Consider the following 26,298-nt stretch of genomic DNA (forward strand, 5'->3'; position numbering starts at 1 on the left):
CTTGCTGGACTCGGTCCGACGACCGGGGCCGTCAGACGCCGACGCGCAGGGTGGGCAGGCCGAGCTTCACCGGTCCGGACGCGGCGCCGCCGTGGCCGTCGGCGGACGGCACGGCGCACGACTCCGACTGAGTGCGGTCCCACGCGTCGCCGGCGCGGGTGCGGCGGATGCGCAGCGGCGCGCCGTCCGGCGCATCGGCGAGAAGGTGGGACGGCGCCGCGTGGGTGATCGTCACGGTGACGACGTCTCCGGGGCGGGGCAGGTCGGATCCGGCGGGCACCTCGAAGTGGACGAGGCGGTTGTCCTCGGCGCGACCGGTGAGGCGGTGGGTCGCGGCGTCCTTCTTGCCCTCGCCCGTGGACACGAGCACCTCGACCTCGCGGCCGAGCTGCTTCTCGTTCTCCTCGAGCGTGATGCGCTGCTGCAGGGCGATGAGGCGGTCGTAGCGATCCTGCACGACCTCCTTGGGCACCTGGTCGGGCATCGTCGCGGCGGGCGTGCCCTCGCGGATCGAGTACTGGAAGGTGAAGGCGCTCGCGAAGCGGGCCTGCTCCACGACGCGCAGCGTCTCCTGGAAGTCCTCCTCGGTCTCGCCGGGGAAGCCCACGATGATGTCGGTGGAGATGGCGGCGTGCGGGATGCGCTCGCGCACCCGGTCGAGGATGCCGAGGAACTTCGCGCTGCGGTAGGAGCGGCGCATGGCGCGCAGGATGCGGTCGCTGCCCGACTGCAGCGGCATGTGCAGCTGCGGCATCACCTGCGGCGTCTCGGCCATCGCGTCGATCACGTCGTCGGTGAAGGCGGCGGGGTGCGGGCTCGTGAAGCGGATGCGCTCGAGGCCCGGGATCTCTCCCGCGGCGCGCAGCAGCTTGCCGAACGCGTGGCGGTCGCCGAACTCGACGCCGTAGGAGTTGACGTTCTGACCGAGCAGCGTGACCTCGATCGCGCCGTCCTCCACGAGCAGGCGGATCTCGTTCAGGATGTCGCCGGGGCGACGATCCTTCTCCTTGCCGCGCAGGCTGGGCACGATGCAGAACGTGCAGGTGTTGTTGCACCCGACCGAGATCGACACCCAGCCGCTGTAGACGGAGTCGCGCTTGGTCGGCAGCGTGGAGGGGAACGTCTCGAGGGACTCGAGGATCTCGAGCTCCGCCTCCTCGTTGTGACGCGAGCGCTCGAGCAGGCGCGGCAGCGACCCCATGTTGTGCGTGCCGAAGACGACGTCGACCCACGGCGCCTTGCGCTGCACGGTCTCCTTGTCCATCTGCGCCAGGCAGCCGCCGACGGCGATCTGCATGCCGGCGTGCTTGTCCTTGCGCGACTTCAGGTGGCCGAGCGTGCCGTAGAGCTTGCCGGCCGCGTTCTCGCGCACGGCGCACGTGTTGATGATGACGACGTCGGCGTCCTCGCCCTCCGCGGCGCGCACGTAGCCCGCGCTCTCGAGAGAGCCCGAGAGCCGCTCGGAGTCGTGCACGTTCATCTGGCAGCCGAAGGTGCGCACTTCGTACGAACGGGGCCGGTCGTCGGCACCGACGGCGGCCGTCGACGGCTCGATGAGGGTGGGGGCGCTGGAGGGTGTGCTCATGACGGCCTCATTCTACGTTCCCTGGCTGTGCCCGCTGCGAGCTACGTCTCGGCCGTGCTCGGGCATCGGCCTCTACTCGAACCGGACCCCACCGGACGGCGCCCCACCGGACGGGGCCCTGACCTCGAGGAGCGCGCGCCGCGCCGCCGACATCCCGACGGATCCGCCGAACCCCCGCCGCGCGAGCTGACCGACGAGGCGCCGCAGCGCGGTGTCATCGTCGTAGCGCGCCAGCTGCCGGGCCTTGCTGCGCGCGAACTCGAGCGCTCGCTCGGCGTCGTCGTCGGGCAGGTCCGCCAGCGCCGCGTCGATGACATCACGGGGGATGCCGCGCGTCGACAGCGACTGGGCGATGGCGCGCCGCCCCTGCTTCTTCCGCGCCAGCGACGTGTGGATCAGCTGCTCGGCCAGCCGCGCGTCGTCGAGCGCGCCCATCCGCTGCAGGCGCTCGACGATCGCGTCGGCCGTCTCGCGCGGGAGCTCCTGCACGAGGCGGGAGCGCGCCTCGACCACGGACAGGCCCCGCGTGCCCAGCGAGCGGACGAGACGGCGCTCGGCCCGCTCCGCGAGCTCGGAGGCATCGGGCTCTGAGGCATCGCGCTCGGAGGCATCGCGCCGACGCGGCGCCGCGGCCGCGCCGCCGTCCTCGCCGGCCTCGTCCCCGGCCCCGACGTCCGCGAAGCGCACCTGCCGCATCCCGTCGCGCTTCTCGATCTCGAGGGTCGGCACCGGGCGCGGGCGCCCCGCTCCGAGGCCTCGCCACGTGGTGTGCCAGGCCGCGTCCGCGTCGCCGTCGGCGGCGTCTGCCTCCGGACCGGCGCCGGAGGGGGACGCCGCGGACGGGATGCGGCGCGTGGGGTGGGTCGGGCCGGCCGCGTGCGGCGCCCACTCCTCCCCCGGCCGGCCGCCCGGAGTCCGACTCCCGGACCGCCCGCGGCCCGCGCCGAAGAGGGGGATGACGGGGGCGAGGTCCTCGCCCCCGTCGTGTTCCGCCGTCACGTCGGCCCCGTGCGTGTCGTCGCCTCGCATGGCCTCACGCCGTGCGACGCGCGGTCACCTCGTCGGCCGGAGCCTCGACGGCCGCCGCACCCCCCTGGCCGACGCCGAGCTTCTCCTTGATGCGCGTCTCGATCTCGTTGGCGATGTCGGGGTTCTTGAGCAGGAAGTTGCGCGCGTTCTCCTTGCCCTGGCCGAGCTGATCGCCGTCGTAGGTGAACCACGATCCCGACTTCTTGACGATGCCGTGCTCGACACCGAAGTCGATCAGGCTGCCCTCGCGCGAGATGCCGGTGCCGTAGAGGATGTCGAACTCCGCCTGCTTGAAGGGCGGCGCCATCTTGTTCTTGACGACCTTGACGCGCGTGCGGTTTCCGACCGCCTCGCTGCCGTCCTTCAGCGTCTCGATGCGGCGGATGTCGAGGCGGACGGACGCGTAGAACTTCAGCGCCTTTCCACCCGCGGTGGTCTCGGGCGATCCGAAGAACACGCCGATCTTCTCGCGCAGCTGGTTGATGAAGATCGCCGTCGTCTTCGTCTGGTTCAGCCCACCGGTGAGCTTGCGGAGCGCCTGCGACATGAGGCGCGCCTGCAGGCCCACGTGCGAGTCGCCCATCTCGCCCTCGATCTCGGCGCGGGGCACGAGCGCCGCGACGGAGTCGATGACGACGACGTCGATCGCGCCGGAGCGGATCAGCATGTCCGCGATCTCGAGCGCCTGCTCACCCGTGTCGGGCTGCGAGACGAGGAGCTGGTCGATGTCGACGCCGAGCTTCTTCGCATACTCGGGGTCGAGCGCGTGCTCCGCGTCGACGAACGCCGCGATTCCGCCGGCGCGCTGGACGTTGGCGATCGCGTGGAGGGTCAGCGTCGTCTTACCCGACGACTCCGGCCCGTAGATCTCGATGATGCGGCCGCGGGGCAGTCCGCCGACGCCGAGCGCGACGTCGAGGGCGATGGAGCCCGTGGGGATGACCTCGACCGGGGCGCGCTCATCGCTGCCCAGTCGCATGATCGAGCCCTTCCCGAACTGCCGGTCGATCTGGGCGAGGGCCGACTCGAGGGCCTTCTCGCGATCTGCTGCTGAGGGCATGACGTGCTCCTTCTGCTCGTGATTCCGCCGCCTCTAGGCTGTCGCGACCCGCTCGGTCGAGCGGGTTCTCCGACAAGGCGTGTGGCTGGGTGCCTGTCTGCCACGGTACGAGGGGCCTCCGACATCGCATGTGGGAGATCCGCGGACTGTGGAAGGCCCGGCACCCGGGTCCACCTGTGCACGAGGCTACGCGCGAAAAGAACGGATGTTCGACAACACGCCGTACGGATGTTCGACTCCACCGGCGGGCACGCGCGAGACGCGGCCCCGCGTCAGCGCCGGGGCTCGATCCGGCCCGCGCCGTAGCGGCGCTCGGCGGGGACGTCCGTCTCCTCGCACAGCGCGAGCCAGATCTCGCGCGGCGGCACGCCGGCGTCGAGCGCCTCCGTCGCCGTCCGCCCGAAGCCGGGCAGCACGAGATCGTTCAGCAGCGACACCGCATGGGCGCCGAACTCGTCGTCGACCGCGCGCAGGAACTCGCTTCGCCGCAAGAGCGTCAGCGCAGCGACAGCTCGGGGCCGACCTGCGCCACGAGGTCGTCGGGGACGACGTCCGGGAAGTGATCCACGCCCTCGACCACCGCGATGCGGTCGCCGACCGTGCGCATGATCGTGGAGATGGGGATGTCGAGCGCCTCGGCCACCGACGCGAGGATCTCGCTCGAGGCCTCCTTCTGCCCGCGCTCCACCTCGCTGAGGTAGCCCAGCGCGACGCTCGCCTTGCTCGCGACCTGGCGGAGGGTCTGCCCCTGCTGCTGACGGAAATCCCGCAGGACGTCGCCGATCTCTTGACGTACCAGGATCATGTCGGGCCCCCTCCTCACTGCAGCCGACCGGTTCGTTCGGGTGCACAACAGTACAACACCGTGTGACCCAATCTAATCCCGGGATCTGTCGGATTCCTCGGAATCACACAGATTTCCCTCGCCGGCTACCCGCGTGGGGGATTCGGCGCGCACGAGGTCGAGCGTCAGGCGCAGCGCCAGGCCCACCGCCTGCACGCGGATCTCGTCGCGGTCGCCGGACAGCACGGCCCGCTCCGTGTGCGTGCCGCCGGGCAGGCTCACGCCGATGTCGACGGTTCCGACCGGCTGCCCGTCCGGCGAGACCGGGCCGGCGATCCCGGTCGTCGCGACGCCGACCTCGGACGCCGCGCCGTCGACGGCCATCGCGCGCCGCACGCCCTCCGCCATCTGCGCCGCCACCCGCGGCTGCACCGCCCCGCCGTCGGCGAGCGTGCGGGCGTCGACCCCGAGCAGGCTGCGCTTGATGGCGGTGTCGTACGCGACCACTCCCCCGCGCAGGCTCGCGGAGGCGCGGGGGATCTCCACGAGCGCCGAGGCGAGCAGACCGCCGGTCACCGACTCGGCGACGGCGATGGTCCAGCCACGGGCGCGCAGCTGCGCAAGAAGATCCGACGCCACGCCGAACGTGCCGGGCACCGACGGCCCGCTCATCGCACCGCCCGCGCGCCCCGCACCTGCGCGACGACGTAGTCGACGCCGCTCGCGAGCGTGAGCACGACGACCACCCACATCAGCACCGCCGTGATCACCGCCCACGGGCCGACGCCGATGAGCAGGTGCAGGGGCAGCAGCGCCCACGAGAGCGCGACGGCCTGCACCGTGGTCTTGAGCTTGCCCATCCACGCCGCCGCGACCACGTGCTCGCGTGCCACGACGAGCCGGTGCACCGTGATGCCCCACTCGCGCACGAGGATGACGACGACCATCCACCAGGCCATCTCGCCCAGGATCGCGAGGCCGACGAACGCGAGACCCGTGAGGAGCTTGTCGGCGATGGGATCCCACAGCTTGCCGAAGTCGCTGACGATGTCGTAGCGACGCGCGAGGTAGCCGTCGACCCAGTCGGTGGAGATCGCCACGACGAACAGCACGCCGGCGACCCAGCGCAGCGCGAGATCGGCCTCACCATGCCGCCCCGCGAGCAGCAGGAGGATGAGGAAGAGGATCGCGAGCGGGATGCGGGCGACGGTGATCGCGTTCGGCAGCTGCCGGGGAATGGCCATGCGTGAAGTGTCTCAGTCCCGCCCGGTCAGCTGCCAGGCGTCCTCGTCGCCGTCCTCGTCCTCGACGGGGCGGCCGGCGAACTGGGCCTCGATCGGGTCGTCGGCGTAGCGGTCGTCCTCGGGCTCCTCGGCGGCCGCGGGGGCCGGCGGCGGCACGTCCTCGCCCTTGATGCGCGCGAGCACCTCGGGCAGCTGCTCGGGGGTGACGAGCACGTCGCGGGCCTTCGAGCCCTCGGACGGGCCGACGATCTCGCGCGACTCCAGCAGGTCCATGAGGCGACCGGCCTTGGCGAAGCCCACCCGCAGCTTGCGCTGCAGCATCGAGGTCGAGCCGAACTGGCTCGACACGACGAGCTCGGCCGCCGCCAGCAGCACCTCGAGGTCGTCGCCGATGTCCTCGTCGATCTCCTTCTTCTTCGCGTCGATCGCCTCGGCCACGTCGGAGCGGTACTCGGGGCGGGCCTGCCCGGTGACGTGCTTGACCACGCGGTCGATCTCGTCCTCGGTCACCCACGCGCCCTGCACGCGGAACGGCTTCGACGACCCCATCGGCGAGAACAGGGCGTCGCCCTGGCCGATGAGCTTGTCGGCGCCGCCCTCGTCGAGGATGACGCGGCTGTCGGTGACGCTCGTCACCGCGAAGGCGAGGCGGGAGGGCACGTTGGCCTTGATGAGGCCCGTGACCACGTTGACCGACGGGCGCTGCGTCGCGAGCACGAGGTGGATGCCGGCGGCGCGGGCCAGCTGCGTGATGCGGACGATGGAGTCCTCGACGTCGCGCGGGGCGACCATCATGAGGTCGGCGAGCTCGTCGACGACCACGAGCAGGTACGGGTACGGCTTCAGCACCCGCTCGCTGCCCGGCGGCAGCTCGACCTCGCCGCGCGCGAGGGCGGCGTTGAAGTCGTCGACGTGGCGGTAGCCGAACGACGCGAGGTCGTCATACCGCATGTCCATCTCCTTCACGACCCACTGCAGCGCCTCGGCCGCCTTCTTCGGGTTCGTGATGATGGGCGTGATCAGGTGCGGCACGCCGGCGTAGTTCGTCAGCTCCACGCGCTTGGGGTCGACGAGCACCATGCGCACCTCGCTCGGCTTGGCGCGCATCAGGATGCTCGTGATCATCGAGTTCACGAAGCTCGACTTTCCGGATCCCGTGGATCCGGCGACGAGCAGGTGCGGCATCTTCGCGAGGTTGGCGACGACATAGCCGCCCGAGACGTCCTTGCCCACGCCGATGGTCATGGGGTGCGTCGACTTCTGCGCCGCGGGCGACCGCAGCACGTCGCCGAGCGCGACCGTCTCGCGGTCGACGTTCGGGATCTCGATGCCGATCGCGCTCTTGCCGGGGATCGGCGCGAGGATGCGGACGTCGTTCGACGCGACCGCGTACGAGATGTTGTTCGACAGCTGCGTGATCTTCTCGACCTTCACGCCGGGGCCGAGCTCGACCTCGTACTGCGTGACCGTCGGGCCACGGGAGAAGCCGGTGACCTTCGCGTCGACCTTGAACTGCTCGAAGACGCCCTCGATCTGCTGCACCATGCGCTCGTTCGCCTCGGACTTGGCGATCGAGGGCGGCCCGGCCGAGAGCGCGGCGGGCGAGGGCAGCACATAGGGCGTGGACGGCGGCTGGGGTCCGCGCGATCCGGGACCGTCGGTGCCGAACCCGCTGAGGCCGGGCAGCCCCTCGGCGAGGTCGCCGGTGTCGTCGCCGTCGCCCACGAGCCCCGTCGATCCGGACTCGCGCAGTCCGGCCGTCACGCCGCTCAGGTCGGAGAGGATCTCGGTGGCGTCGTCGGCGGGCTCGGGGTCGGCGACGACGACCGCGTTGTGGTAGCCGCCGTCGGTCTGGGTGCCGAGCAGCTCGGTGAGGTCCTGAGGATCGGTGACGACATCCGACTCCTCCTCGCGGCCGCTCTTGTTGCGGCGCCACCAGGGGCGGTCGTCGGCGTCGTCGTCGGACGCCTCGTCGTCGGCCTTGCCCTTGCCCTTGCCCTTGCCGAGCACCTTCGTCGGGGCGGTCTCGCCGGCGTCCTCGACGACGCGCTCGGTGCCGAACATCCAGGCGTACAGGTCGCCGAGCCGGCTCACGATCCGGTTCGGCGGCGTCTTGGTGAGGATCAGCACGCTCAGCGCGCCCAGCAGGCCGAGCAGGATGTACGCGCCGACATCGGTGAGGAGCATCGCGAGGGGCTCGCCGATCATCCATCCGAACAGCCCGCCGGCCTCGCTCAGCGCCGGCATGCCGGCCGGGGGCTGGGGGCGGCCGCCTGCCACGTGGCAGAAGCCCGCGACGGTGACGGAGAGCAGGCCGAAGCCGATGCCGATGCGGCCGTTGTCGTGCACGGACGAGGGGTGGCGGAAGAGCCAGCCCGCCAGCAGGAGCAGCAGCACCGGGTAGACGAACGCCGTGCGCCCGATGAAGAGCCCGAAGGTGTACGCGCTCACGAGCGACGCCGCCTCGTTGCCGATGAACACCCACTCGGTGACGGCGCCGGCCGCGGCCAGCAGCACGAGCAGGAACGGGAAGCCGTCGCGGCGGTCGTCCTTCTCGAGGCTCTCGGGCCCGAACACGCGGAACAGCCCGCCCACGCCGTGGGCGAGGCCGTTCCAGGCGCGCACGGCGACGGGCGGCTTGTCGGCCTCGCCGACGTACTTCTTCGGCGCCGGCGCCGGCTTGCGGGCGCGCGACGACGCCTTCGAGCGGGCGCTCTTGGGGTCGGTCGACGTGCGTGCCATGCGCTCCACGCTACGCGCGGGCGCCGACATCCGGCGGGAGCGACCCGGGTTTCCGCGGATCCCGGGCCGCTCCGGCCCCGCGTCAGGCCTCGATGACGACCGGGACGATCATCGGGCGGCGGCGCAGCGAGTTGCCCACCCAGCGGCCGATCGTGCGGCGCACGGTCTGCGTCAGCGCGTGGTTGTCGCGCACGCCGTTCTGCGCGGCCTCCTCGAGGGCGGCGGCGATCTTCGGCTTGACCTTGTCGAACACCGCGTCGTCCTCGGCCACGCCGCGCGCCTGGATCTCGGGACCCGAGATGATGCGTCCGGTCTGGGCGTCGACGACGACGATGACCGAGACGAAGCCCTCCTCGCCCAGCACGCGGCGATCCTTGAGGTCGGCGTCGGTGATGGCGCCCACGCTCGACCCGTCCACGTACACGAAGCCCAGGTCGAGCTGGCCCACGACCTCGGCGACGCCGTCGCGCAGGTCGACCACGGTGCCGTTCTGGCCGAGGATCGTGCGCGTCTCGGGGATGCCCGTGTCCTGCGCCAGCTTGGCGTTGGCCATGAGGTGGCGGTACTCGCCGTGCACGGGCAGCACGTTGCGCGGCTGGAGGATGTTGTAGCAGTACAGCAGCTCGCCCGCCGCCGCGTGGCCCGAGACGTGCACGCGCGCGTTGGCCTTGTGCACGACGTTGGCGCCGAGCTTCGTGAGCCCGTCGATGACACGGTAGACCGCGTTCTCGTTGCCGGGGATGAGCGAGGAGGCGAGGATCACGGTGTCGCCGGGACCGGGCTCGATCTCGTGGTCGAGGTTCGCCATCCGGCTGAGGACGGCCATCGGCTCGCCCTGCGATCCGGTCGACATGTAGACGATCTCGCTGTCGGGGATGTCGCGGGCCTTCTTGTAGTCGATGAGCACGCCCTGCGGGACCTGCAGGTAGCCGAGGTCGGCGGCGATCGTCATGTTCCGCAGCATGCTGCGGCCGAGCAGCGCGACGCGGCGGCCGTTCGCGGCGGCGGCGTCGAGCACCTGCTGCACGCGGTGCACGTGGCTCGAGAAGCTCGCAACGATGACGCGTCCCGTGGTCTTCGAGATCACCTGGTCGAGCACGGGACCGATGGCCCGCTCCGTCGGGGTGAAGCCCGGCACGTCGGCGTTCGTGGAGTCGGGCAGGAAGAGGTCGACGCCCTCCTCCCCCAGGCGCGCGAAGGCGCGCAGGTCGGTGATGCGGCCGTCGAGCGGCAGCTGGTCCATCTTGAAGTCGCCCGTGTGCAGCACGAGGCCGGCGGGCGTGCGGATCGCGATGGCGAGCGCGTCGGGGATCGAGTGGTTCACGGCCACGAACTCGAGGTCGAAGGGTCCGACGCTCAGGCGCTCGCCCTCGACGACCTTCTGCGAGACCGGCCGGATCCGGTGCTCCTTGAGCTTCGCCTGCGTGAGCGCGAGCGTGAGGCCCGATCCGATGATGGGGATGTCCTCGCGCAGGCGCAGCAGGTACGGCACGGCGCCGATGTGGTCCTCGTGGCCGTGCGTGAGCACGACGCCGACGATGTCGTCGAGGCGGCCGCGCACGGGCTCGATGTCGGGCAGGATGAGGTCGACGCCGGGCTGGTGCTCCTCGGGGAAGAGCACGCCGCAGTCGACGATGAGGATCTTGCCGTCGAACTCGTACGTGGTCATGTTGCGGCCGACCTCGCCGAGGCCGCCGAGCGGGGTCACGCGCAGCACGCCGCTCTCGAGGGGGCGCGGGTCGTAGACAGGTGTGGACATGGTCCGCCTTCCCGGGACGCGGGGCGTCCGGTCGTCGATTCTTCTGTTGTCGTGCGGGCGCTTCACGCCCGCGGAGGTCTTCAGCGCGTGGTGCCGGGGATCTTCGGCAGCGCACCGCCGGCGGCCGCATTGCGGTCGGGGCGGAAGTCGGAGAAGTCGACGCCCTCGACGCCCTTCACGAGGGCCAGCTCGTCCTCGATGACGGCGGCCTCCCACTCCTCGGGGCCGACGAGGGGCAGGCGCACGCGCGGGCTCGAGATGCGGCCGAGGCCGTGCAGGATGTACTTGGCCGAGACGGTGCCGGGCACGTGCGTCATGACGGCGCGGACGAGCGGCTCGAGGCGCATGTGCGCATCGGTCGCGGCCGCGAGGTCGCCGCGGTTCACGGCGTCGACGATCGTGCGGTACGGCGCCGGCGCGATGTTGGCCGTCACGCTGATGGCGCCCACGGCGCCGATCGACATGTGCGGCAGCACGTTGGCGTCGTCGCCCGAGAAGTACATCAGATCGGTCTGGTTCAGCACGCGGCTGACCTCGCTGAAGTCGCCCTTGGCGTCCTTGATCGCGAGGATGTTGGGGTGCTTCGCGAGGCGCAGGATCGTCTCGTACCGGATCGGCACGCCGGTGCGGCCGGGGATGTCGTACAGGATGACCGGCAGATCCGTCGCGTTCGCGACGAGGCGGAAGTGCGTGAGGATGCCCGCCTGCGTCGGCTTGTTGTAGTACGGCGTGACGATCATGATGCCGTCGGCGCCGGCCTTCTCGCTCTTCCGGTAGAGCTCGATCGCGTGCGCGGTCTCGTTCGATCCGCCGCCCGTGATGATCCGGGCGCGCCCCGCGGCGACGTCCTTGCCGACCTCGACGAGCCGGATCTTCTCGGCGTCGGTGAGGGTGGAGGTCTCGCCCGTGGTGCCCGTGACGACGACGCCGTCGGCGCCCGCCGAGACGACGTCGTCGATGTGCTTCTCGACGCTGGGCCAATCGACCTCGCCGTCGGCCGTCATCGGGGTGACGAGCGCGACGAGCACCTGCCCGAAGGGATTGCCCGAGTGCGTCATGCCTCCAGGCTATCGTCCCCCGCCTGCGCTCACGCCCGGGCGTAGACGAGGAAGCGGTAGCGGAGGCCGCTCTCGCTCGTGTGCCAGCCGTCCGCCGGATCGGCGCGGATCGTCCGCCACTCGGGGCCGATGGGCGGCGCGAAGGCGTCGCCGTCGACCTCGAGATCGATCTCGGTCACCCACAGCTCGTCGAGGCGCGGCATCGCCTGCGCGTAGATCTGCCCGCCCCCGATGATCCACGCGTCCTCCGACGCGGCGGCCGCGGCGGCCACGCCCTCGTCGAGCGAGGGCACGACGGTCGCCCCCGGCGCGTCGTACGCGGCGTCGCGCGTGACGACGATGTTCGTCCGGCCGGGCAGCGGCCGCCAGCGCGGCGGGAACGACTCCCACGTGCGGCGCCCCATGACCACAGGGTGGCCGGACGTGGAGCGCTTGAAGTACGCCAGGTCCTCCGGCAGGTGCCACGGCATGTCGCCCGCGGCCCCGATCACCCCGCGCCCGTCGCGCGAGCGGGCCTGTGCCCAGATGGCCCGCAGCGTCATCAGACGGCGACCGGCGCCTTGATGGTGGGGTGGTGCTGGTAGTCGCGGATCTCGAAGTCCTCGAGCTCGTAGTCGAAGATCGACTCCGGGCGGCGCGCGAAGTGCAGCGTGGGGTACGGGTAGGGCTTGCGCGAGAGCTGCTCGGCCACCTGCTCGCGGTGGTTGTCGTAGATGTGCACGTCGCCGCCGGTCCACACGAACTCGCCGAGCTCGAGGCCCGTCTGCTGCGCGACCATCGCGGTCAGCAGGGCGTAGGAGGCGATGTTGAACGGCACGCCGAGGAACATGTCGGCGCTGCGCTGGTACAGCTGGCACGAGAGCCGGCCGTCGGCCACGTAGAACTGGAACATGGCGTGGCACGGCGGCAGCGCCATGCCCTCGATCTCCGACGGGTTCCACGCCGTCACGAGGTGGCGCCGCGAGTCGGGGTTGCGCCGGATCTGCTCGACGACGTTCGCGATCTGGTCGATCTGCTGCCCGTCGGGGGCCGGCCACGAGCGCCACTGCACGCCGTACACGGGGCCGAGGTCGCCGTTCTCGTCGGCCCACTCGTCCCAGATCCGCACGCCGCGCTCCTGCAGCCAGCGCACATTGGAGTCGCCGCGCAGGAACCAGAGCAGCTCGAGGGCGACCGACTTGAAGTGCACGCGCTTGGTCGTGATGAGCGGGAAGCCGTGCGACAGGTCGTAGCGCAGCTGGCGCCCGAACACGCTCGTCGTCCCCGTGCCGGTGCGGTCGTCCTTGTGCGTGCCGTTGGCGAGGACGTCGCGCAGCAGGTCCTCGTACGGGGTGGGGATGGCGGCGCTCATAGTCCGATGCTACGGCGCGGCGACTGGAGAGGGGCGGAGCGCGGTGGCCGCGTCACGCCGCGCGGCCGATGAGGCCGATCCGCTGCAGGCCGAGGTACATCATGCAGCCCAGGCAGACGCCGAAGGCGGCGTTCAGGAACGCCGCGACGAAGGCCGCCGCGGCCGCGATGGGCAGCGCCCACGGCACGCCGAGCAGGTGCAGCACGAGCCCCAGCCCCGTGACGAACAGGCCCACGCCCTGCGCGAAGCGGGGAGGGCGCGGATCCTCCAGCTCGGCCGACGGGCGCAGGCGCGGCCGCACGAGGCGGCGGAAGACGACGCCCCACGGCGCGGTGCGGGGCGAGAGCACGCCCCACAGGAACAGCAGCGCCACGACGAGCACCGCGAGGAAGCCCGGATCGGCGATGCGCTGCCACGGCGAGGCGGACGCGACGGCCCAGTCCGACGGCGAGAACGTGGCGCCGGACAGCGGCTGGTAGGCGACCCAGCCGAACGTGGCGACGGGGTAGCGCGTGGAGATCCCGATGAGCGCGAGGAAGGTGGCGACGAGCAGCAGCACCGAGGTGACGGCGGCGGCGAACCGCGGGCCGCGCGGGTCGATGCCGGCGGGCGTGGTGTCAGACATGGATCCCTCCGATCCGGTCGAGCTCGGCGAGCACCGTCTCGCGCGTGGGCGCGCCCGCCACGCGCGCCCGCGCCATGCCGCCGGCGTCGAGCACGAGCACGGTCGGCGTCTGCAGCACCGCGAACCGGCGGGCCAGATCGGGCCGGTGCGTCAGGTCGATGTCGACGTGCCGCACGCCCGGCGCGGCGCCGGACACCTCGCCGAGCAGGCGGCGCGTGGCGGGGCACTTGGCGCACAGCTCGGTGCTGAACTGCACGAGGGTGGCGCGCTCCCCCAGCTCGCCGTCGCCGAGTCCGAGCGCCGCGGCGGCCGGCCCCGAGCCGGTCAGGCGGCGTGCGCGTCCCTGAAGCGCGCGCACGACGAGGCCGGCGAGCACCGCGACGAGCACGATGCCGGCCAGGACGAGGGCCGCGACCTGAGGGGACACGATCCGATGCTCCCACGAGCGCCGCGCGGGCGGGAGTCCGAGACGAACTGTGACGGCAGCGCGCACCGCATCCCGCCCCTGCCGCGACGCACGGCGGGTCACTAGGCTGGCGATGAACCCGCAGGTCCCGTCGAGGAGGAGCCACATGAGCGTCACGAGCGAAGCCACCACCACCTGGAACGGATCCCTGTTCGAGGGATCGGGAAGCGTCGCCCCCGGATCGGGGATCGGCACGTTCCCCGTGAACTGGAAGGCCCGCAGCGAGGGCTCCGAGAGCACCACCACTCCGGAGGAGCTGATCGCGGCCGCGCACTCGTCGTGCTTCAGCATGGCGCTGTCGAACGCGCTGGCTCAGAACGGCACCCCGCCCGAGAGCATCGAGGCCACCGCCTCCGTGACGTTCGTGCCCGGCACCGGCATCACCGGCAGCCACCTCAACGTGAGCGCGACCGTGCCCGGCCTGGACGCCGAGAAGTTCGCCGAGATCGCCGAGGGCGCGAAGGCGGGCTGCCCCGTGTCGCAGGCGCTGTCGGGCATCGAGATCACGCTCGAGGCCACGCTGGCCTGAGCCGCAGGGCCCCCGCTGAGCGGGGCGGTTTCGCTGGTCGCTTCATCTGCGCGGCCTGCGGCCGCTCCGTTCAGCAACCGATCCGCGCGAGCCGGCGGCCGCTCCGTTCAGCAACCGACCGGGCCGCGGCCTGCTCAGTGCCGTCCGCGTCAGCGCTCCGCGCGCTCGCGGCGGATCGCCTCGCGGATCGCCTCCCGCGCGCGGCGGCGGTCGCCGGCGGCGTCGTAGGCCAGGCCGAGCCGGTACCAGGCGCGCCAGTCGTCGGGCCGCGCCTCCACCTCGGCGCGGTACTTCGGGAAGACGGCGTCGCCGTCCGCGCGCTCCACGCGCCCGCTCGGGCGCACCGTGACCGGGTCGTCGGGCAGCGCGCCCTCGGCCTCGAGCCGCGCGCCGAGGCGCTCGGCCCCGGCGCCGAACAGCAGCTCGCGCGCCAGCGCCCACACGGCGATGGCGGGCAGCACGAGCATGGCCACGCCCATCACGACGGCCACGGGCTCCCCCGTGCCGAGCAGCGCGACGGCGCGCACGCCCACGAGCCAGATGTAGAGCAGGAGCGCCGCCGCGATGACAGCGACGCCGATGCGCGTCTTCACGCGGTCGCGATCGTGCTCGTGGTCGCGGCGACCTGCCCGGCGGCGGCGTCCTCCGCGACGGGGCGGCCCTCGCGCGGGCGGGGCGTGCCGACGCCGATGTCGATGAAGCTGTCGAGCCCCACGACGACGCCGCGCGCCTCGACGGCGCCGGCGAGCGCCACGCGGATGCCGGGCGCGTAGGCCTCGGCGGGATCGGTCGTGTCGTGCACGATCGAGAGCGTCTCGCCGGGGCCGGAGAGGATCGACTCCTGGCGCGCGATCACGCCGGGGCGGCGCAGCGAGTGCACGGGCACGCTCGCCACCTGCTGGCCGCGCGCCCGCTGATCCGCGTGCGGGGCCTCGACCGGCGCCTGCCGGGCGGCGGTGATGAGCTCGGCGGTGCGCACGGCGGTGCCCGAGGGCGAGTCGATCTTCGAGTCGCGATGCGCCTCGACGATCTCGGCGAACGGGAAGAACCGGCTCGCCGCCGCCGCGATCGCGGTGCCGATGACCGATCCGAGAGAGAAGTTCGGGATGAACACCGCGCCGGTGCCCGCCGCCTCGACGAGCGGGCGCACGAGCGCGATGCGCTCCGCCGACCAGCCGCTCGTGCCCACGAGCACGTTGAGGCCCCGCTCCGCCGCGGCGCGCACCACCTCGATGCTCACCGCGGGCGTCGACGCGTCGACGACGAGGTCGGCGCCGTCCAGCTCGGACAGATCGCTGCCCGATCCCAGGACCGACGCGACCTCGAAGCCCTCGAGCTCCTCGATCACGCCGCGGATGACCGACCCCAGCTTGCCGTTCCCGCCCACGAGGGCGACGCGCGTGGTCACTTCGTCTCGCTCCGCTCGCTCAGTACAGGCATACGCCCCATCCTACGGAGCGCACGGCGTCAGTGCCCGGGGGCGTACGGCTTGCCCGTCGCCGCCGGCGCCACGGCGCGGCCGATGAGGCCCGCCACCGCGATCAGCGTCACGACGTAGGGCGTCGTGGCGATGAGGTCGGCGGGGATGTCGCTGCCGGCCTGGTTGGCGACGACCGCGAGGTTGCGCGCGAATCCGAACATGAGCGCCGCGAGCGCCGCGACGACCGGGTGCCAGCGACCCAGGATCACGCACGCGAGCGCGATGTAGCCCTGGCCGTTCGACATCTCGCGCACGAACGCGTTCGACTCGCCGAGCGTGAGCACGGCGCCGCCCAGGCCCGCGACGAGGCCGGCGACCGTCACGGTCCAGAACCGCGTGCGGTTGACGTTGATGCCGACGGTGTCGGCGGCCAGCGGGTGCTCCCCCACGGCGCGGATGCGCAGCCCGATGCGGGTCTTGAACAGCACGAACCACACGACGGGCACGAGCACGTACATGAGGTACGTCGTGATGCGCTGGTCGAACAGCGTCGGCCCGATCACGGGGATGTCCGAGAGGACCGGGATGGCGATCTTCGGGAACGTGCCGGGGAAGTTCAGCTCCTCGGCGTTCGAGGAGAGCACCGCCGAGAAGAAGAAGTTCGTGATGCCGATCACGAGCACGTTCAGCACGACGCCGACGATGATCTGGTCCACGAGGTACGTGATCGAGAACGCCGCCAGCACGAGCGAGACGAGCGCGCCGCCGATCATGCCGGCCAGCACGCCGGCCCACAGGCTGTTCGTGATCGAGCCGACGACCGCGCCCAGGAACGCGCCCATGAGCAGCTGGCCCTCGATGGCGATGTTCGCCACGCCCACGCGCTCGCCGATCACGCCCGCCAGGGCGCCGTAGATGAGCGGCGTCGCCAGGCTCAGCGCGCCCGTTGTCAGCAGCACGATCGAGAGGGTGGTGCCCTGGCCGATCTGCCCGAGCAGCGCGGCGAGCCACACGATGCCGAAGCCCACGTACAGCCACACCGACACCCGCATCCGCCGCTGCACGAGCACGACGGCCACGGCCGTGACGGCGGCGAGGATGACGGTGGCGACGATCGCGAGGACCTTCGCCGGCAGCACGGTGTCGGGCACCTGGATGGCGTCGCGCGCCTGCGACCAGCGGAACGCGACCTCGCCGGGCCCCGTGCCGAGCACGAACCACACGAGCGCGACGAGCGTGAACACACCCATCACGATGGGGGCCTTCCAGGCGCGCGGCGCGTCGCGACGCACGACCACGTCCGCCTGGGGAAGCACGACGGCGCCGGTCACTTGGCCACCTCCTGGGTCTCGGTCGTGCGGGTGCGCGCGAGCACGGCGCGCACGCCGGCACCGGGGGCGGGCAGCCGGAAGATCGCCCGCACGAGCGGCGGCGCCGCGATGAACAGCACGATGACGCCCTGCACGACGCTCATCACCTCGGGAGCGACGCCCACGAACTGCATGGTGGCGGAGGCGGCCTTGAACGCGCCGAACAGCAACCCGGCGAAGACGACGCCGCCCGCCCGCGATCCGCCGAGCAGCGCGACCGTGATCGCGTCCCAGCCGATGCCCGCGTCGATCGAGGGCGTGAATCCGGCCGTGCGTCCGAGCGCCTGGTTCACGCCCGCGAGGGCCACGAACGCGCCCGAGGCGGCCATCGTGTAGACGTAGATCCGCTCGACGTCGATGCCCGCCGTGCGCGCGGCGTCTGCGTTGAGCCCGACGGCACGGAACTTGAAGCCGAGCGACGAGCGCTCCATGAGCCACCAGTACAGGACGGCGGCCGCGATGGCGAGGACGAAGCCGAGGTGCAGCTGGAACGACGGCCCGAGGAGTGCCGGCAGCTGCGCGGTCTCCGCGGGGGCCATCGAGGTGGGGTCGTTGCCCGAGCCGGGGTTGTGCATGGGCGAGGTGCGCAGCACCCACGTGAGCACGTTGACGGCCACGTAGTTGAGCATGATCGTGACGATCACCTCGTGCGCGCCCGTCTGCGCCTTGAGGAAGCCGACGATCGCGCCCCACACGGATCCGCCGATGAGGCCGAAGACGATCGCGGCGACGAGGTGCAGCCCGCCGGGCAGCTGCCACTGGGTGGCCGCCCACATGGCGCAGCCGGCGGCGACGAGGAGCTGGCCCTGGCCGCCGATGTTGAACATGCCCACGCGGAAGCTGAGCGCCACGCCGAGGCCGGCCGCGATGAGCGGCCCCGCGAAGCGCGCGGTCTCGGTGAGCGGGCGGATGCCGGCCTCGAACGAGGTCGCCTGGGTGTTGTAGATCGCGCCGCGGAAGAGGGCGCCGTACGCCTCCCCGATCGCGTGCCCCATCGCCGAGAGGGTGTCCATGGGTCGGGCGAAGAAGTAGCCGGCCGACGAGACGACGTCGTCGTTCGTGGTGACGATGAGGATCGCGCCCACGACGAAGGCGATGAGGATCGCGAGCGCGCCGCGCACCACGCTGCCGGCGAGGATCTCGCGGAGCGCGTCGCGCAGCACCGAGTCGACCCGCGACGGCGGCTGGGCCGCCCGCGCGCGTCGGGTGGGCGAAGGTGTGGTCTCGCTCATGCCGCGACTCCCGCCATCATCTGGCCGAGCGTCGCGCGCGGCGTGTCGCCGTCCACGATGCCGACGATCCGTCCGTGGTACATGACCGCGATGCGGTCCGCGAGGCCGATGACCTCGTCGAGCTCGGTCGAGACGATGAGCACGGGGATGCCGGCATCGCGCGCGGCGATGATCCGGTCGTGCACGAACTCGATCGAGCCCACGTCGAGCCCGCGCGTGGGCTGCGACGCGATGAACAGGCGCAGGTCGCGGCCCAGCTCGCGCGCCAGCACCACCTTCTGCTGGTTGCCGCCCGACAGCCGCCCGGCCGCCTGGTCGATGCCCTGCGCGCGGATGTCGAACTCGTCGATCGCCCCCTCGGCGAACTCCGCGATCGCGCGCCGGTCGATCGTGCCCATGCGCACGAACGGCGCGCCGTCGCTGCGGTCGAGCATGAGGTTCTCGGCGATCGAGAACTCGCCCACGAGCCCGTCCTTCTTGCGGTCCTCCGGCACGAAGCCCACACCCGCGTCCAGCACCTGCCGCACGGTCTTGCCCAGCAGCTGTCGGCCGTCGAGCAGGATCGATCCCCTCGCGTGCCGGCGCAGCCCCAGGATCGCCTCGGTCAGCTCGGTCTGGCCGTTGCCCTGCACGCCCGCGATCGCGAGCACCTCTCCCCCGCGCACGGTGAAGTCGATGTCGTCGAGCAGGTGCTCGCCCGAGCGCCCGACGAGCGTGAGGCCCGAGACCTCGAAGCGCGAGTCGGTGTAGGCCGGCGGCTGCTTGTCGACCTCGAGGTCGACGTCGCGGCCGACCATGAGCGAGGCCAGCTCCGTCGGCTCCGCCGTGGGATCGGCCGTGGCCACGACCTTGCCGCGGCGGATCACCGTGATGCGGTCGGCGACCTCGCGCACCTCGCGGAGCTTGTGCGTGATGAACACGATCGACGTGCCGCTGGCCGCGAGCTCCCGCATGATGCCCATCAGCTCGTCGGTCTCCTGCGGGGTGAGCACGGCGGTCGGCTCGTCGAGCACGAGCAGCCGGGCGTCGCGCGCGAGCGCCTTGACGATCTCCACGCGCTGCTGCGCGCCCACCGGCAGCTCCTCGACGACGGCGTCCGGATCGATGTCGAAGCCGAACCGCTCGGAGATCTCGCGCACCCGCGCCCTCGCGGCGTCCATCGACAGCACGCCGCCGCGCGTGGGCTCGTTGCCCAGCATGACGTTCTCGGCGACCGTGAACACGGGGATCAGCATGAAGTGCTGGTGCACCATGCCGATGCCCGCGGCCATCGCATCGCCGGGGCCGGCGAAGTGCACGGGCTCGTCGTCGACGAGGATCTCGCCTTCCTCGGCCTGGTAGAGGCCGAAGAGCACGTTCATCAGCGTGGACTTGCCCGCGCCGTTCTCGCCGAGGAGGCAGTGGATCTCGCCGGGCGCGATCTCGAGATCGATCGCGTCGTTGGCGACGAACGATCCGAAGCGCTTCGTGATCCCGCGGAGTTCGAGTTTCATCGTTCCGGATTCTTCCAGATGGGTCGGATTCTGGGCACGGGAACGCCGGGGCGGCTGTGGGCCACCCCGGCGTTCACGCGTGGCGTGCGGCGATTACTCGGCGCCGGTGACCGGGATCTCGATCTCGCCGGCGATGATCTCCTGGGTCAGCTCGTCGAGGCGCGTCTTCAGCGCGTCGTCGATCTGCCCGTCGAACTCGCCGAAGGCGCTGAGGGCGGTGCCGTCGTTCTCGAGCGTGCCGACGTAGGGCTCGGTGGTGAACTCCTCGCCGTCCACGAGCATCTCGATGTTGTCGTACACGGCCTGCGTCATGCGCTTCTCGACCGACGTGAGGATGATGTCGGCGTACTGCGGCTGCGTCGTGGCGATGTCGCGGTCGACACCCAGGACGACGGCCGGCGCGCCCTCGGTGCGGATGACCTCGATCGTCGAGCCGAACAGGCCGCCCGCGACGGGGTAGAACACGTCGGCGCCCTGCGAGAGCTGGCTCGCCGTGATGCTCGTGGCGCCGGCGGTGTCGCCGAAGTTCGCCGTGAAGCTGCCGCCGGCCGGGTTCGCCGGGTCCCAGCCGAGGACGGTCACGTCCGTGCCGTTCTCCTCGCCCCAGGCCTTGGCGCCGTAGTAGAAGCCGTCCATGAACTTGGTGACCGACATCATGTTGGCGCCGCCGTAGGTGGCGACGACCTTGGACTCGCTGTAGCCCGCCGAGAGGTAGCCGGCGAGGTAGCTCGACTGCTCCATCGCGTAGTCGATGACCTTGACGTTGTCGAGACCGAGGTCCCAGCCGTCGATCCACACGAAGTGCGTGTCGGGCGAGGCCGACGCGACCTGCTCGAGGGCGCCCGTGTCGCCGAAGCCGAAGCCCACGGCGAAGATGACGTCGCAGCCGCCGTCGACCATCGTCTGCAGGTTCGGCGCGAAGTCCTCGGTGCTGTTCGACTCGGCGTCGTTGATCTCGATGTCGAGCTCCTCCTCGGCCATCTCGAGACCCGCGTAGGCCGCCTCGTTGAACGACTGGTCGTTCCAGCTGCCCTCGTCCGAGACCGCGCAGGCCATGAAGTCGGTGCCCTCGGCGGGGGCGCCGTCGCCGCCCTCCTCCGGTGCCGCGCCGCAGCCGGCGAGCACCATGCCCGCGGCCGCCGCGATGCCGAGGCCTGCGAGGCCGCGCTTGAGTGTGGTCATCTTCACGGATGTTCCTCCTGATGCACGCCACGGCGAGCCGGGCGATCGGGTCGATGCGCACAACGATAAACCGGCGCTCCCGCGAGTATTCACATAAAGCGGCGGGATGAACAAGGCGTTATCGAACTGCGACCAGACGGTAACGGCGGGGAAACGAGCGGCTCAGAGCTCCGGCGCGAACGGGCGCGGCGGCGTCGTCGGCTCGGACACGAGGCCGCTGAGGTAGCGGTAGAAGCCCTCGCCGTCGACGGCCTCGATCACGCGGGCGTTCGGCGCGAGCCCGTGCACGCCCCACGACATCGCCGAGTAGCCGCGGGTGAGCTCCGACGACGTCTCGATGTCGACCGCGTACGGCGCCTCGGCCGTGATCAGCTCGGGGTGCAGCAGCAGCGCCGCGGTGAGCGAGTCGGGGTGGGTGGATCCGGGGATGCCCACCGACTCGTCGAACGCGAGCGTGCCGCGGCACACGCGCTCGACGAACCGCGCGAGCGGCGTGCCGATGCCCGCGAGGCGCGCGATCCGGTCCTTGTCGAAGACCGCGTCGCGCAGCGTGAGCGGCGCCCATGGGACGACGACGAGGTCGGCGAAACCGGCCTCGAACACGGTGCGGGCGGCCTCGGGGTCGACGTAGAAGTTGAACTCGGCGGCGGCCGTGATGTTGCCGCGGCCGTTGTTCGAGCCGCCCATCACGTAGAGCGACTTCACGCGGCCGACGAACTCCGGATCGCGGATCACGGCGAGCGCGACGTTCGTGAGCGGCCCGATCGCGACGATCGAGACCTCGCCCGGCGCCTCGGCCGTGATGCGCAGCATCGCGTCGACGGCGTTCTCGGCCTGGGGCTCGAGCCCGGAGTCGTCCATGCTCAGCCCGCCCGAGCCGTCGCCGTGCACGTTCTCGGCCGAGACCCACTCGCGCATGAGCGGGCGCTGCGCGCCGAGGAAGATCGGCACGGCGTCGAGGCGGTCGGCCACGTTGAGCGTCATCCACGCGTTGTGCACCTGCTGCTCGAAGCCCACGTTGCCCGCCACCATCGTGATGGCCCGCAGATCGGCGGCCGGGTCGAGCAGGCCCACGAGGATCGCGACGCAGTCGTCCTGGGCGGTGTCGGTGTCGAGGATGAAGGGTGTGCTCACCCGTTCAGTCTAGGTTCGCCGGGCGGGCGCCTCAGACGAGGACCTCGAGCTCCTCAGGCAGGCCCGTGCGCAGCTCCACCGGCAGGTGCGCGACGTCGTTGTGGGTGAGCAGGGCCCACGGACGGCCCGGCTTCTGCGCGATCACGGTGAGGCCGCAGTTCGTCTGGTTCAGCGTCATCCAGCGCCACTCGGGCGCGTCGAGCACCTCGCGCACGAACCACGAGATGACGAAGTTGTGGGTGATGAGCAGCTCGTGCACCTCGCCGGCCTTGCGCACGAGGAACTCGGCCGCCGCGTCGGCCATCTGCGCGCGCCCGGCGTCGATCTGCGCGTCGGTCACCGCCCCGAAGAACGGCTCGTAGGCGGCGGGCGTCTCGTCGGTGATGCCGGTGGGCACGCAGTCAAACAGCAGCGCGTGCGGCTGCGGCTCGATCGCGGGCATGCGCTCGGCCACGTAGCGTGCCGTCTCGCTCGTGCGCTGCAGCGGCGAGTGCCACACGGCGTCGAAGGGCACGCCCGAGAGCCGGTCGGCCAGGGCCTCGGCCTGCCTGCGGCCCCGCGGGGAGAGCGGACCGTCCTCCACCCCGTGCTCGGCGTCCTGCTGCTCGCCGTGCCGGACGAGGTAGATGTAGTGCGTCATCTCGCGTCCCTTTCCGCCCCGGCGCCGCCTCGGCGCGACCCTCGACCAGCCTATGTCACCCCTCCCCCGGCGGGTTCCCGGGGCGCCGCCTCAGGCGGCGGCGCGCGCGAGCTCGGCGATGTGCGCGCGCGAGAGCGCGAGGCCCACGCCCTGCACGAGCTCGTCGACGTGGGAGGGGTCGAACGCGTTCGCGATCGGGGCGACGACGCCGCGCTGGGCCCGCAGCCACGCGATGGCGATCGCGGCGTGCGGCGCGCCGAGCTCGGCGGAGATCTCGTCCATCGCCTTCAGCAGGCGCCCGCCCCGCCGATTGATCCGCTCCGCCAGCTGCGCGCCGCGCACCGACTTCGCGGCATCCGACCGCGAGCGGTGCTTGCCGCTGAGGAAGCCGTGCTCGAGCGGGTGCGAGGGCGTCACGGCGATGCCCTGCGCCGAGACGACGAGCCGCAGATCGCCCTCGAGCACACGGGGCCGCAGCAGGTTGAACGCGACGTCGATCGCCTCGATGCGCGGATAGCCTGCCGAGGCCAGGATGCGCGCCTCCACGAGCTGCTCGGGCGAGAAGCCGAACACCCCGAGCGCGCGCACCTTGCCGGACTCCACGAGCCACTGCGCGGTCGCCAGGGCGTCCTCGATGGGCGGCGCGTCGTAGCCGGTCGCGTCGAGATAGAGCACGTCGATGCGATCCGTGCCGATCCGCTCGAGCGAGGACTCCACGGCGCGCACGAGGTCGACCGAGCCCAGGCCGGGGTGATCCGGATGACCGCCCACGCGCACCGCGAGGACCATGTCGTCGCGCACGCCGCGGCTGCGCATCCAGCTGCCGATGACGTGCTCGCTGCGCCCGCCGCCGAAGCGGTCGGACGTGTGCAGCGCGTTCCCGCCGTGCGCGGCGTACCGGTCCAGCACCGCCTCGCTCGCGCGCTGGTCGACCGTCCAGCCGAACTCGCCGCCGCCGAGCATGAGCGGGAAGACCTCGATGCCCGTCTCGCCGAGCGGCGCGCGCAGGGCGCTGCCGATGCCCGGCCCCTGCACGGGAATGGGGGCGGACGGGTGCGCGGGAACGGCCGGCTCCGGCGACGGGATCGCCCTGCCCCAGTTCCACGCCATGTCGCCCTCCCCGACGGCTCCCACTGTACCGCCGGACGGCGCCCGCGCCCCGCCGAGCGCGCGGGCAGAAGTGCCCAGGACGCCGAACGGCCCGGCCCCTCCCGTGTGGGAGGCGGACCGGGCCGTCGGAGCGAGGGATCAGGCCTCGGCGGGAGCCTCCGCCGACTCCTCGGCCTTCTCCTCGACGACGGGCTCGAGCGCGAGCTTGCCGCGGTCGTCCACCTCGGCGATGCGGACCAGGATCTTCTGGCCCACCGAGACGACGTCCTCGATGTTCTCGACGCGCTTGCCGCCGTTGAGCTTGCGGATCTGGGTCACGTGCATGCGACCGTCCTTGCCCGGCATGAGCGAGATGAAGGCACCCGAGGGGATGATCTTCACGACCGTGCCGAGGAACTGCTCGCCGACCTCGGGGTTCGAGGGGTTGGCGATCGCGTTCACCTGCGCGCGGGCCGCCTCGGCCGAGGGGCCGTCGGTCGCGCCGATGTACACGGTGCCGTCGTCCTCGATCGAGATCTGCGCGCCGGTCTCGTCCTGGATCGCGTTGATCGTCTTGCCCTTGGGGCCGATCAGCTCGCCGATCTTGTCGACGGGGATCTGCACGCTGATGACGCGCGGCGCGGTCGGCGCCATCTCGTCGGGCGCGTCGATCGCGGCGTTCAGCACCTCGAGGATGCGCAGGCGCGCGTCCTTGGCCTGGGTCAGCGCGCCGGCGAGCACCTCGGAGGGGATGCCGTCGAGCTTGGTGTCGAGCTGCAGGGCCGTGACGAACTCGGCCGTGCCCGCGACCTTGAAGTCCATGTCGCCCAGGGCGTCCTCGGCGCCGAGGATGTCGGTCAGCGCGGCGTAGCGCGTCTGGCCGTCGACCTCCTCGGACACGAGGCCCATGGCGATGCCGGCGACGGGGGCGCGCAGCGGCACACCCGCGTTCAGCAGCGACAGGGTCGAGGCGCACACCGAGCCCATCGACGTCGAGCCGTTGGAGCCGAGGGCCTCGGACACCTGGCGGATCGCGTACGGGAACTCCTCGCGGCTCGGCAGCACCGGCACGAGGGCGCGCTCGGCGAGGAAGCCGTGCCCGATCTCGCGACGCTTGGGGCTGCCCACGCGGCCGGTCTCACCGGTCGAGTACGGCGGGAAGTTGTAGTGGTGCATGTAGCGCTTGCTCGTCGTGGGCGACAGCGAGTCGATCTGCTGCTCCATCTTGAGCATGTTCAGCGTGGTGACGCCCAGGATCTGGGTCTCGCCGCGCTGGAAGATCGCCGAGCCGTGCACGCGCGGGATCACCTGGACCTCGGCGTCGAGCGGGCGGATGTCCGCCAGCCCGCGGCCGTCGATGCGGGCGCCCTCGGTGAGGATGCGGCCGCGCACGATCTTCTTCGTGACGGACTTCCACGCGGCCGAGAACTCGAGCGGCGCGGCGGCGGGAAGCTCCTCGGCCTCCACCTTCGCGATGAGCTCGGCCTTGACGGCGGCCTTCAGCGCGTCGTCGGCGTCCTGGCGCTCCTGCTTGTCGGCGATCTGGTAGATCTTCGACAGCTCCTCGAGCGCCTTGCCCTCGACGAACGCGTAGGTCTCGTCGCTGTAGGCGGGGAAGACCGGGAACTCCAGCGGCGCGCGCGTCGAGCCCTTCGCCATCTCGGCCTGCGCCGCGACGAGCTGCTTGATGAACGGCTTGGCGGCCTCGAGACCGCCGGCGACGATCTCCTCGTTCGGCTTGACGGCGCCGCCCTGGATGAGGTTCCAGCTGTTCTCGGTGGCCTCCGCCTCGACCATCATGATCGCGACGTCGCCATTGTCGAGCACGCGACCGGCGACCATGAGGTCGAAGACGGCCTGCTCGACCTGCTCCTGGTTCGGGAACGCGACCCACTGATCCTCGTGCTCGCCGACGCCCGGGATGAGCGCGAGGCGCACGCCGGCGATCGGGCCGGAGAACGGCAGGCCCGAGATCTGCGTCGACGCCGAGGCGGCGTTGATCGCGAGGGCGTCGTAGTACTCGCCCGGGGCGATCGACAGCACGGTGACGACGATCTGGACCTCGTTGCGCAGGCCGTCGACGAACGACGGACGCAGCGGGCGGTCGATGAGGCGGCACACGAGGATCGCCTCGGTCGAGGGACGTCCCTCGCGGCGGAAGAACGATCCGGGGATCTTGCCGGCGGCGTACGAGCGCTCCTCGACGTCGACCGTCAGCGGGAAGAAGTCGAAGCCCTCGCGGGGGTTCTTCGACGCGCTGGTCGCCGAGAGCAGCATGGTCTCGTCGTCGAGGTACGCGGCGACCGCGCCCTGCGCCTGCTGCGCGAGGCGGCCGGTCTCGAAGCGGATGGTGCGGGTGCCGAAGCGGCCGTTGTCGAGAACGGCCTCGGCGGCGGTGATTTCAGGACCTTCCAAGAGGTCTGTCTCCTTCTGTTCGCCCGCGCAGAGCGCGCGGGAGACGAAAGAAGCAGGAACAGTCAGATATGGGCGCGCAATGGCACTCGCT

General features: G+C 71.7%; 25 protein-coding genes. 1 reads left to right on the forward strand and 24 read right to left on the reverse strand.

All coding sequences use genetic code 11. The features are described from left to right. Positions 1-31: 31 nt before the first annotated feature. From miaB to ACODR5_RS07620, 14 genes are all read right to left on the reverse strand, one after another. Positions 32-1,585, reverse strand: coding sequence for a tRNA (N6-isopentenyl adenosine(37)-C2)-methylthiotransferase MiaB (miaB, locus tag ACODR5_RS07555; RefSeq protein WP_488983218.1), 1,554 nt, complete (start codon positions 1,583-1,585; stop codon positions 32-34). A gap of 72 nt (positions 1,586-1,657) precedes the next feature. After that, positions 1,658-2,584 (reverse strand): regulatory protein RecX, encoded by a 927-nt coding sequence (locus ACODR5_RS07560; RefSeq protein ID WP_488983219.1) that lies wholly within the window; start codon positions 2,582-2,584, stop codon positions 1,658-1,660. Positions 2,585-2,618: 34 nt separating this feature from the next. Next, positions 2,619-3,674, reverse strand: coding sequence for a recombinase RecA (gene recA / locus ACODR5_RS07565; RefSeq protein WP_488983220.1), 1,056 nt, complete (start codon positions 3,672-3,674; stop codon positions 2,619-2,621). A 272-nt stretch (positions 3,675-3,946) separates the two neighbouring features. Then, the gene (locus tag ACODR5_RS07570) at positions 3,947-4,165 is read right to left on the reverse strand and encodes a DUF3046 domain-containing protein (RefSeq protein WP_449854688.1); all 219 of its coding nucleotides are present in this window, start codon (positions 4,163-4,165) and stop codon (positions 3,947-3,949) included. Positions 4,166-4,170: 5 nt separating this feature from the next. Further along, positions 4,171-4,479 carry a helix-turn-helix domain-containing protein gene (locus tag ACODR5_RS07575; protein ID WP_449854687.1) on the reverse strand — a complete coding sequence of 103 codons (309 nt, stop codon included), beginning with the start codon at positions 4,477-4,479 and terminating at the stop codon, positions 4,171-4,173. Between the two features lie 72 nt (positions 4,480-4,551). Further along, the gene (locus ACODR5_RS07580) at positions 4,552-5,130 is read right to left on the reverse strand and encodes a CinA family protein (protein ID WP_488983221.1); all 579 of its coding nucleotides are present in this window, start codon (positions 5,128-5,130) and stop codon (positions 4,552-4,554) included. Beyond that, on the reverse strand, positions 5,127-5,702 hold the full coding sequence (gene pgsA, locus ACODR5_RS07585; protein WP_449854685.1) for a CDP-diacylglycerol--glycerol-3-phosphate 3-phosphatidyltransferase: 576 nt from the start codon (positions 5,700-5,702) through the stop codon (positions 5,127-5,129). The genes ACODR5_RS07580 and pgsA overlap by 4 nt, the downstream gene beginning before the upstream one ends. A 12-nt stretch (positions 5,703-5,714) precedes the next feature. Beyond that, the gene (locus ACODR5_RS07590) at positions 5,715-8,444 is read right to left on the reverse strand and encodes an FtsK/SpoIIIE family DNA translocase (protein WP_488983222.1); all 2,730 of its coding nucleotides are present in this window, start codon (positions 8,442-8,444) and stop codon (positions 5,715-5,717) included. An 82-nt stretch (positions 8,445-8,526) separates the two neighbouring features. After that, the gene (locus ACODR5_RS07595; protein ID WP_449854683.1) at positions 8,527-10,203 is read right to left on the reverse strand and encodes a ribonuclease J; all 1,677 of its coding nucleotides are present in this window, start codon (positions 10,201-10,203) and stop codon (positions 8,527-8,529) included. An 80-nt stretch (positions 10,204-10,283) separates the two neighbouring features. Next, a complete protein-coding gene (gene dapA / locus ACODR5_RS07600) occupies positions 10,284-11,261 on the reverse strand; it encodes a 4-hydroxy-tetrahydrodipicolinate synthase (RefSeq protein ID WP_449854682.1) in 978 nt (325 codons plus the stop codon). Positions 11,262-11,290: 29 nt separating this feature from the next. Further along, positions 11,291-11,803, reverse strand: a complete 513-nt coding sequence (locus ACODR5_RS07605) for a dihydrofolate reductase (protein ID WP_460817233.1) — start codon at positions 11,801-11,803, stop codon at positions 11,291-11,293. Then, complete coding sequence (locus ACODR5_RS07610; protein WP_488983223.1) at positions 11,803-12,612, reverse strand: thymidylate synthase; 810 nt, start codon at positions 12,610-12,612, stop codon at positions 11,803-11,805. Before ACODR5_RS07610 ends, ACODR5_RS07605 begins: the two co-directional genes overlap by 1 nt. 52 nt (positions 12,613-12,664) lie before the next feature. Then, positions 12,665-13,237 (reverse strand): DUF4395 family protein, encoded by a 573-nt coding sequence (locus ACODR5_RS07615; protein WP_488983224.1) that lies wholly within the window; start codon positions 13,235-13,237, stop codon positions 12,665-12,667. Continuing rightward, positions 13,230-13,664, reverse strand: coding sequence for a thioredoxin family protein (locus ACODR5_RS07620; protein ID WP_488983225.1), 435 nt, complete (start codon positions 13,662-13,664; stop codon positions 13,230-13,232). Before ACODR5_RS07620 ends, ACODR5_RS07615 begins: the two co-directional genes overlap by 8 nt. 145 nt (positions 13,665-13,809) lie before the next feature. Between ACODR5_RS07620 and ACODR5_RS07625 the strand changes: the two genes are divergently transcribed. Then, positions 13,810-14,232, forward strand: coding sequence for an OsmC family peroxiredoxin (locus tag ACODR5_RS07625; protein WP_488983226.1), 423 nt, complete (start codon positions 13,810-13,812; stop codon positions 14,230-14,232). Positions 14,233-14,381: 149 nt separating this feature from the next. On the opposite strand, the gene ACODR5_RS07630 is transcribed toward ACODR5_RS07625, so the two are convergent. The 10 genes from ACODR5_RS07630 to ACODR5_RS07675 all read right to left on the reverse strand — a co-directional run bounded on the left by ACODR5_RS07630 (position 14,382) and on the right by ACODR5_RS07675 (position 26,207). Further along, complete coding sequence (locus ACODR5_RS07630; RefSeq protein ID WP_488983227.1) at positions 14,382-14,825, reverse strand: hypothetical protein; 444 nt, start codon at positions 14,823-14,825, stop codon at positions 14,382-14,384. Then, positions 14,822-15,640 carry a 4-hydroxy-tetrahydrodipicolinate reductase gene (locus ACODR5_RS07635; protein WP_488983228.1) on the reverse strand — a complete coding sequence of 273 codons (819 nt, stop codon included), beginning with the start codon at positions 15,638-15,640 and terminating at the stop codon, positions 14,822-14,824. The genes ACODR5_RS07630 and ACODR5_RS07635 overlap by 4 nt, the downstream gene beginning before the upstream one ends. Positions 15,641-15,699: 59 nt before the next feature. Beyond that, on the reverse strand, positions 15,700-16,983 hold the full coding sequence (locus ACODR5_RS07640; protein WP_460817221.1) for an ABC transporter permease: 1,284 nt from the start codon (positions 16,981-16,983) through the stop codon (positions 15,700-15,702). After that, a complete protein-coding gene (locus ACODR5_RS07645; protein ID WP_460817219.1) occupies positions 16,980-18,254 on the reverse strand; it encodes an ABC transporter permease in 1,275 nt (424 codons plus the stop codon). The genes ACODR5_RS07640 and ACODR5_RS07645 overlap by 4 nt, the downstream gene beginning before the upstream one ends. Then, on the reverse strand, positions 18,251-19,747 hold the full coding sequence (locus ACODR5_RS07650; protein WP_488983229.1) for an ABC transporter ATP-binding protein: 1,497 nt from the start codon (positions 19,745-19,747) through the stop codon (positions 18,251-18,253). The genes ACODR5_RS07645 and ACODR5_RS07650 overlap by 4 nt, the downstream gene beginning before the upstream one ends. Positions 19,748-19,840: 93 nt before the next feature. After that, entirely contained in the window at positions 19,841-20,929 is a 1,089-nt protein-coding gene (locus tag ACODR5_RS07655; protein WP_488983238.1) for a BMP family lipoprotein, read from the reverse strand. 162 nt (positions 20,930-21,091) lie between these two features. Further along, complete coding sequence (locus ACODR5_RS07660; RefSeq protein ID WP_488983230.1) at positions 21,092-22,063, reverse strand: nucleoside hydrolase; 972 nt, start codon at positions 22,061-22,063, stop codon at positions 21,092-21,094. 31 nt (positions 22,064-22,094) lie between these two features. Next, positions 22,095-22,703, reverse strand: coding sequence for a histidine phosphatase family protein (locus ACODR5_RS07665; RefSeq protein WP_449854670.1), 609 nt, complete (start codon positions 22,701-22,703; stop codon positions 22,095-22,097). Positions 22,704-22,793: 90 nt separating this feature from the next. Continuing rightward, entirely contained in the window at positions 22,794-23,813 is a 1,020-nt protein-coding gene (locus ACODR5_RS07670) for an aldo/keto reductase (protein WP_488983231.1), read from the reverse strand. A 138-nt stretch (positions 23,814-23,951) separates the two neighbouring features. Beyond that, complete coding sequence (locus tag ACODR5_RS07675) at positions 23,952-26,207, reverse strand: polyribonucleotide nucleotidyltransferase (protein WP_488983232.1); 2,256 nt, start codon at positions 26,205-26,207, stop codon at positions 23,952-23,954. Positions 26,208-26,298 lie beyond the last annotated feature (91 nt).

The organism is Microbacterium sp. FG3 (assembly GCF_057809335.1).

Excerpts from the sequence above, each read along its gene's own strand:
- ACODR5_RS07670 (WP_488983231.1), bottom strand. The coding sequence starts at position 23,813 with ATGGCGTGGAACTGGGGCAGGGCGATCCCGTCGCCGGAGCCGGCCGTT.
- ACODR5_RS07645 (WP_460817219.1), bottom strand. The coding sequence starts at position 18,254 with ATGAGCGAGACCACACCTTCGCCCACCCGACGCGCGCGGGCGGCCCAG.
- ACODR5_RS07650 (WP_488983229.1), bottom strand. The coding sequence starts at position 19,747 with ATGAAACTCGAACTCCGCGGGATCACGAAGCGCTTCGGATCGTTCGTC.
- dapA (WP_449854682.1), bottom strand. The coding sequence starts at position 11,261 with ATGACGCACTCGGGCAATCCCTTCGGGCAGGTGCTCGTCGCGCTCGTC.
- ACODR5_RS07615 (WP_488983224.1), bottom strand. The coding sequence starts at position 13,237 with ATGTCTGACACCACGCCCGCCGGCATCGACCCGCGCGGCCCGCGGTTC.
- ACODR5_RS07595 (WP_449854683.1), bottom strand. The coding sequence starts at position 10,203 with ATGTCCACACCTGTCTACGACCCGCGCCCCCTCGAGAGCGGCGTGCTG.
- ACODR5_RS07655 (WP_488983238.1), bottom strand. The coding sequence starts at position 20,929 with ATGACCACACTCAAGCGCGGCCTCGCAGGCCTCGGCATCGCGGCGGCC.
- recA (WP_488983220.1), bottom strand. The coding sequence starts at position 3,674 with ATGCCCTCAGCAGCAGATCGCGAGAAGGCCCTCGAGTCGGCCCTCGCC.
- ACODR5_RS07625 (WP_488983226.1), top strand. The coding sequence starts at position 13,810 with ATGAGCGTCACGAGCGAAGCCACCACCACCTGGAACGGATCCCTGTTC.
- pgsA (WP_449854685.1), bottom strand. The coding sequence starts at position 5,702 with ATGGCCATTCCCCGGCAGCTGCCGAACGCGATCACCGTCGCCCGCATC.
- ACODR5_RS07575 (WP_449854687.1), bottom strand. The coding sequence starts at position 4,479 with ATGATCCTGGTACGTCAAGAGATCGGCGACGTCCTGCGGGATTTCCGT.
- ACODR5_RS07610 (WP_488983223.1), bottom strand. The coding sequence starts at position 12,612 with ATGAGCGCCGCCATCCCCACCCCGTACGAGGACCTGCTGCGCGACGTC.
- ACODR5_RS07605 (WP_460817233.1), bottom strand. The coding sequence starts at position 11,803 with ATGACGCTGCGGGCCATCTGGGCACAGGCCCGCTCGCGCGACGGGCGC.
- miaB (WP_488983218.1), bottom strand. The coding sequence starts at position 1,585 with ATGAGCACACCCTCCAGCGCCCCCACCCTCATCGAGCCGTCGACGGCC.
- ACODR5_RS07590 (WP_488983222.1), bottom strand. The coding sequence starts at position 8,444 with ATGGCACGCACGTCGACCGACCCCAAGAGCGCCCGCTCGAAGGCGTCG.
- ACODR5_RS07665 (WP_449854670.1), bottom strand. The coding sequence starts at position 22,703 with ATGACGCACTACATCTACCTCGTCCGGCACGGCGAGCAGCAGGACGCC.
- ACODR5_RS07580 (WP_488983221.1), bottom strand. The coding sequence starts at position 5,130 with ATGAGCGGGCCGTCGGTGCCCGGCACGTTCGGCGTGGCGTCGGATCTT.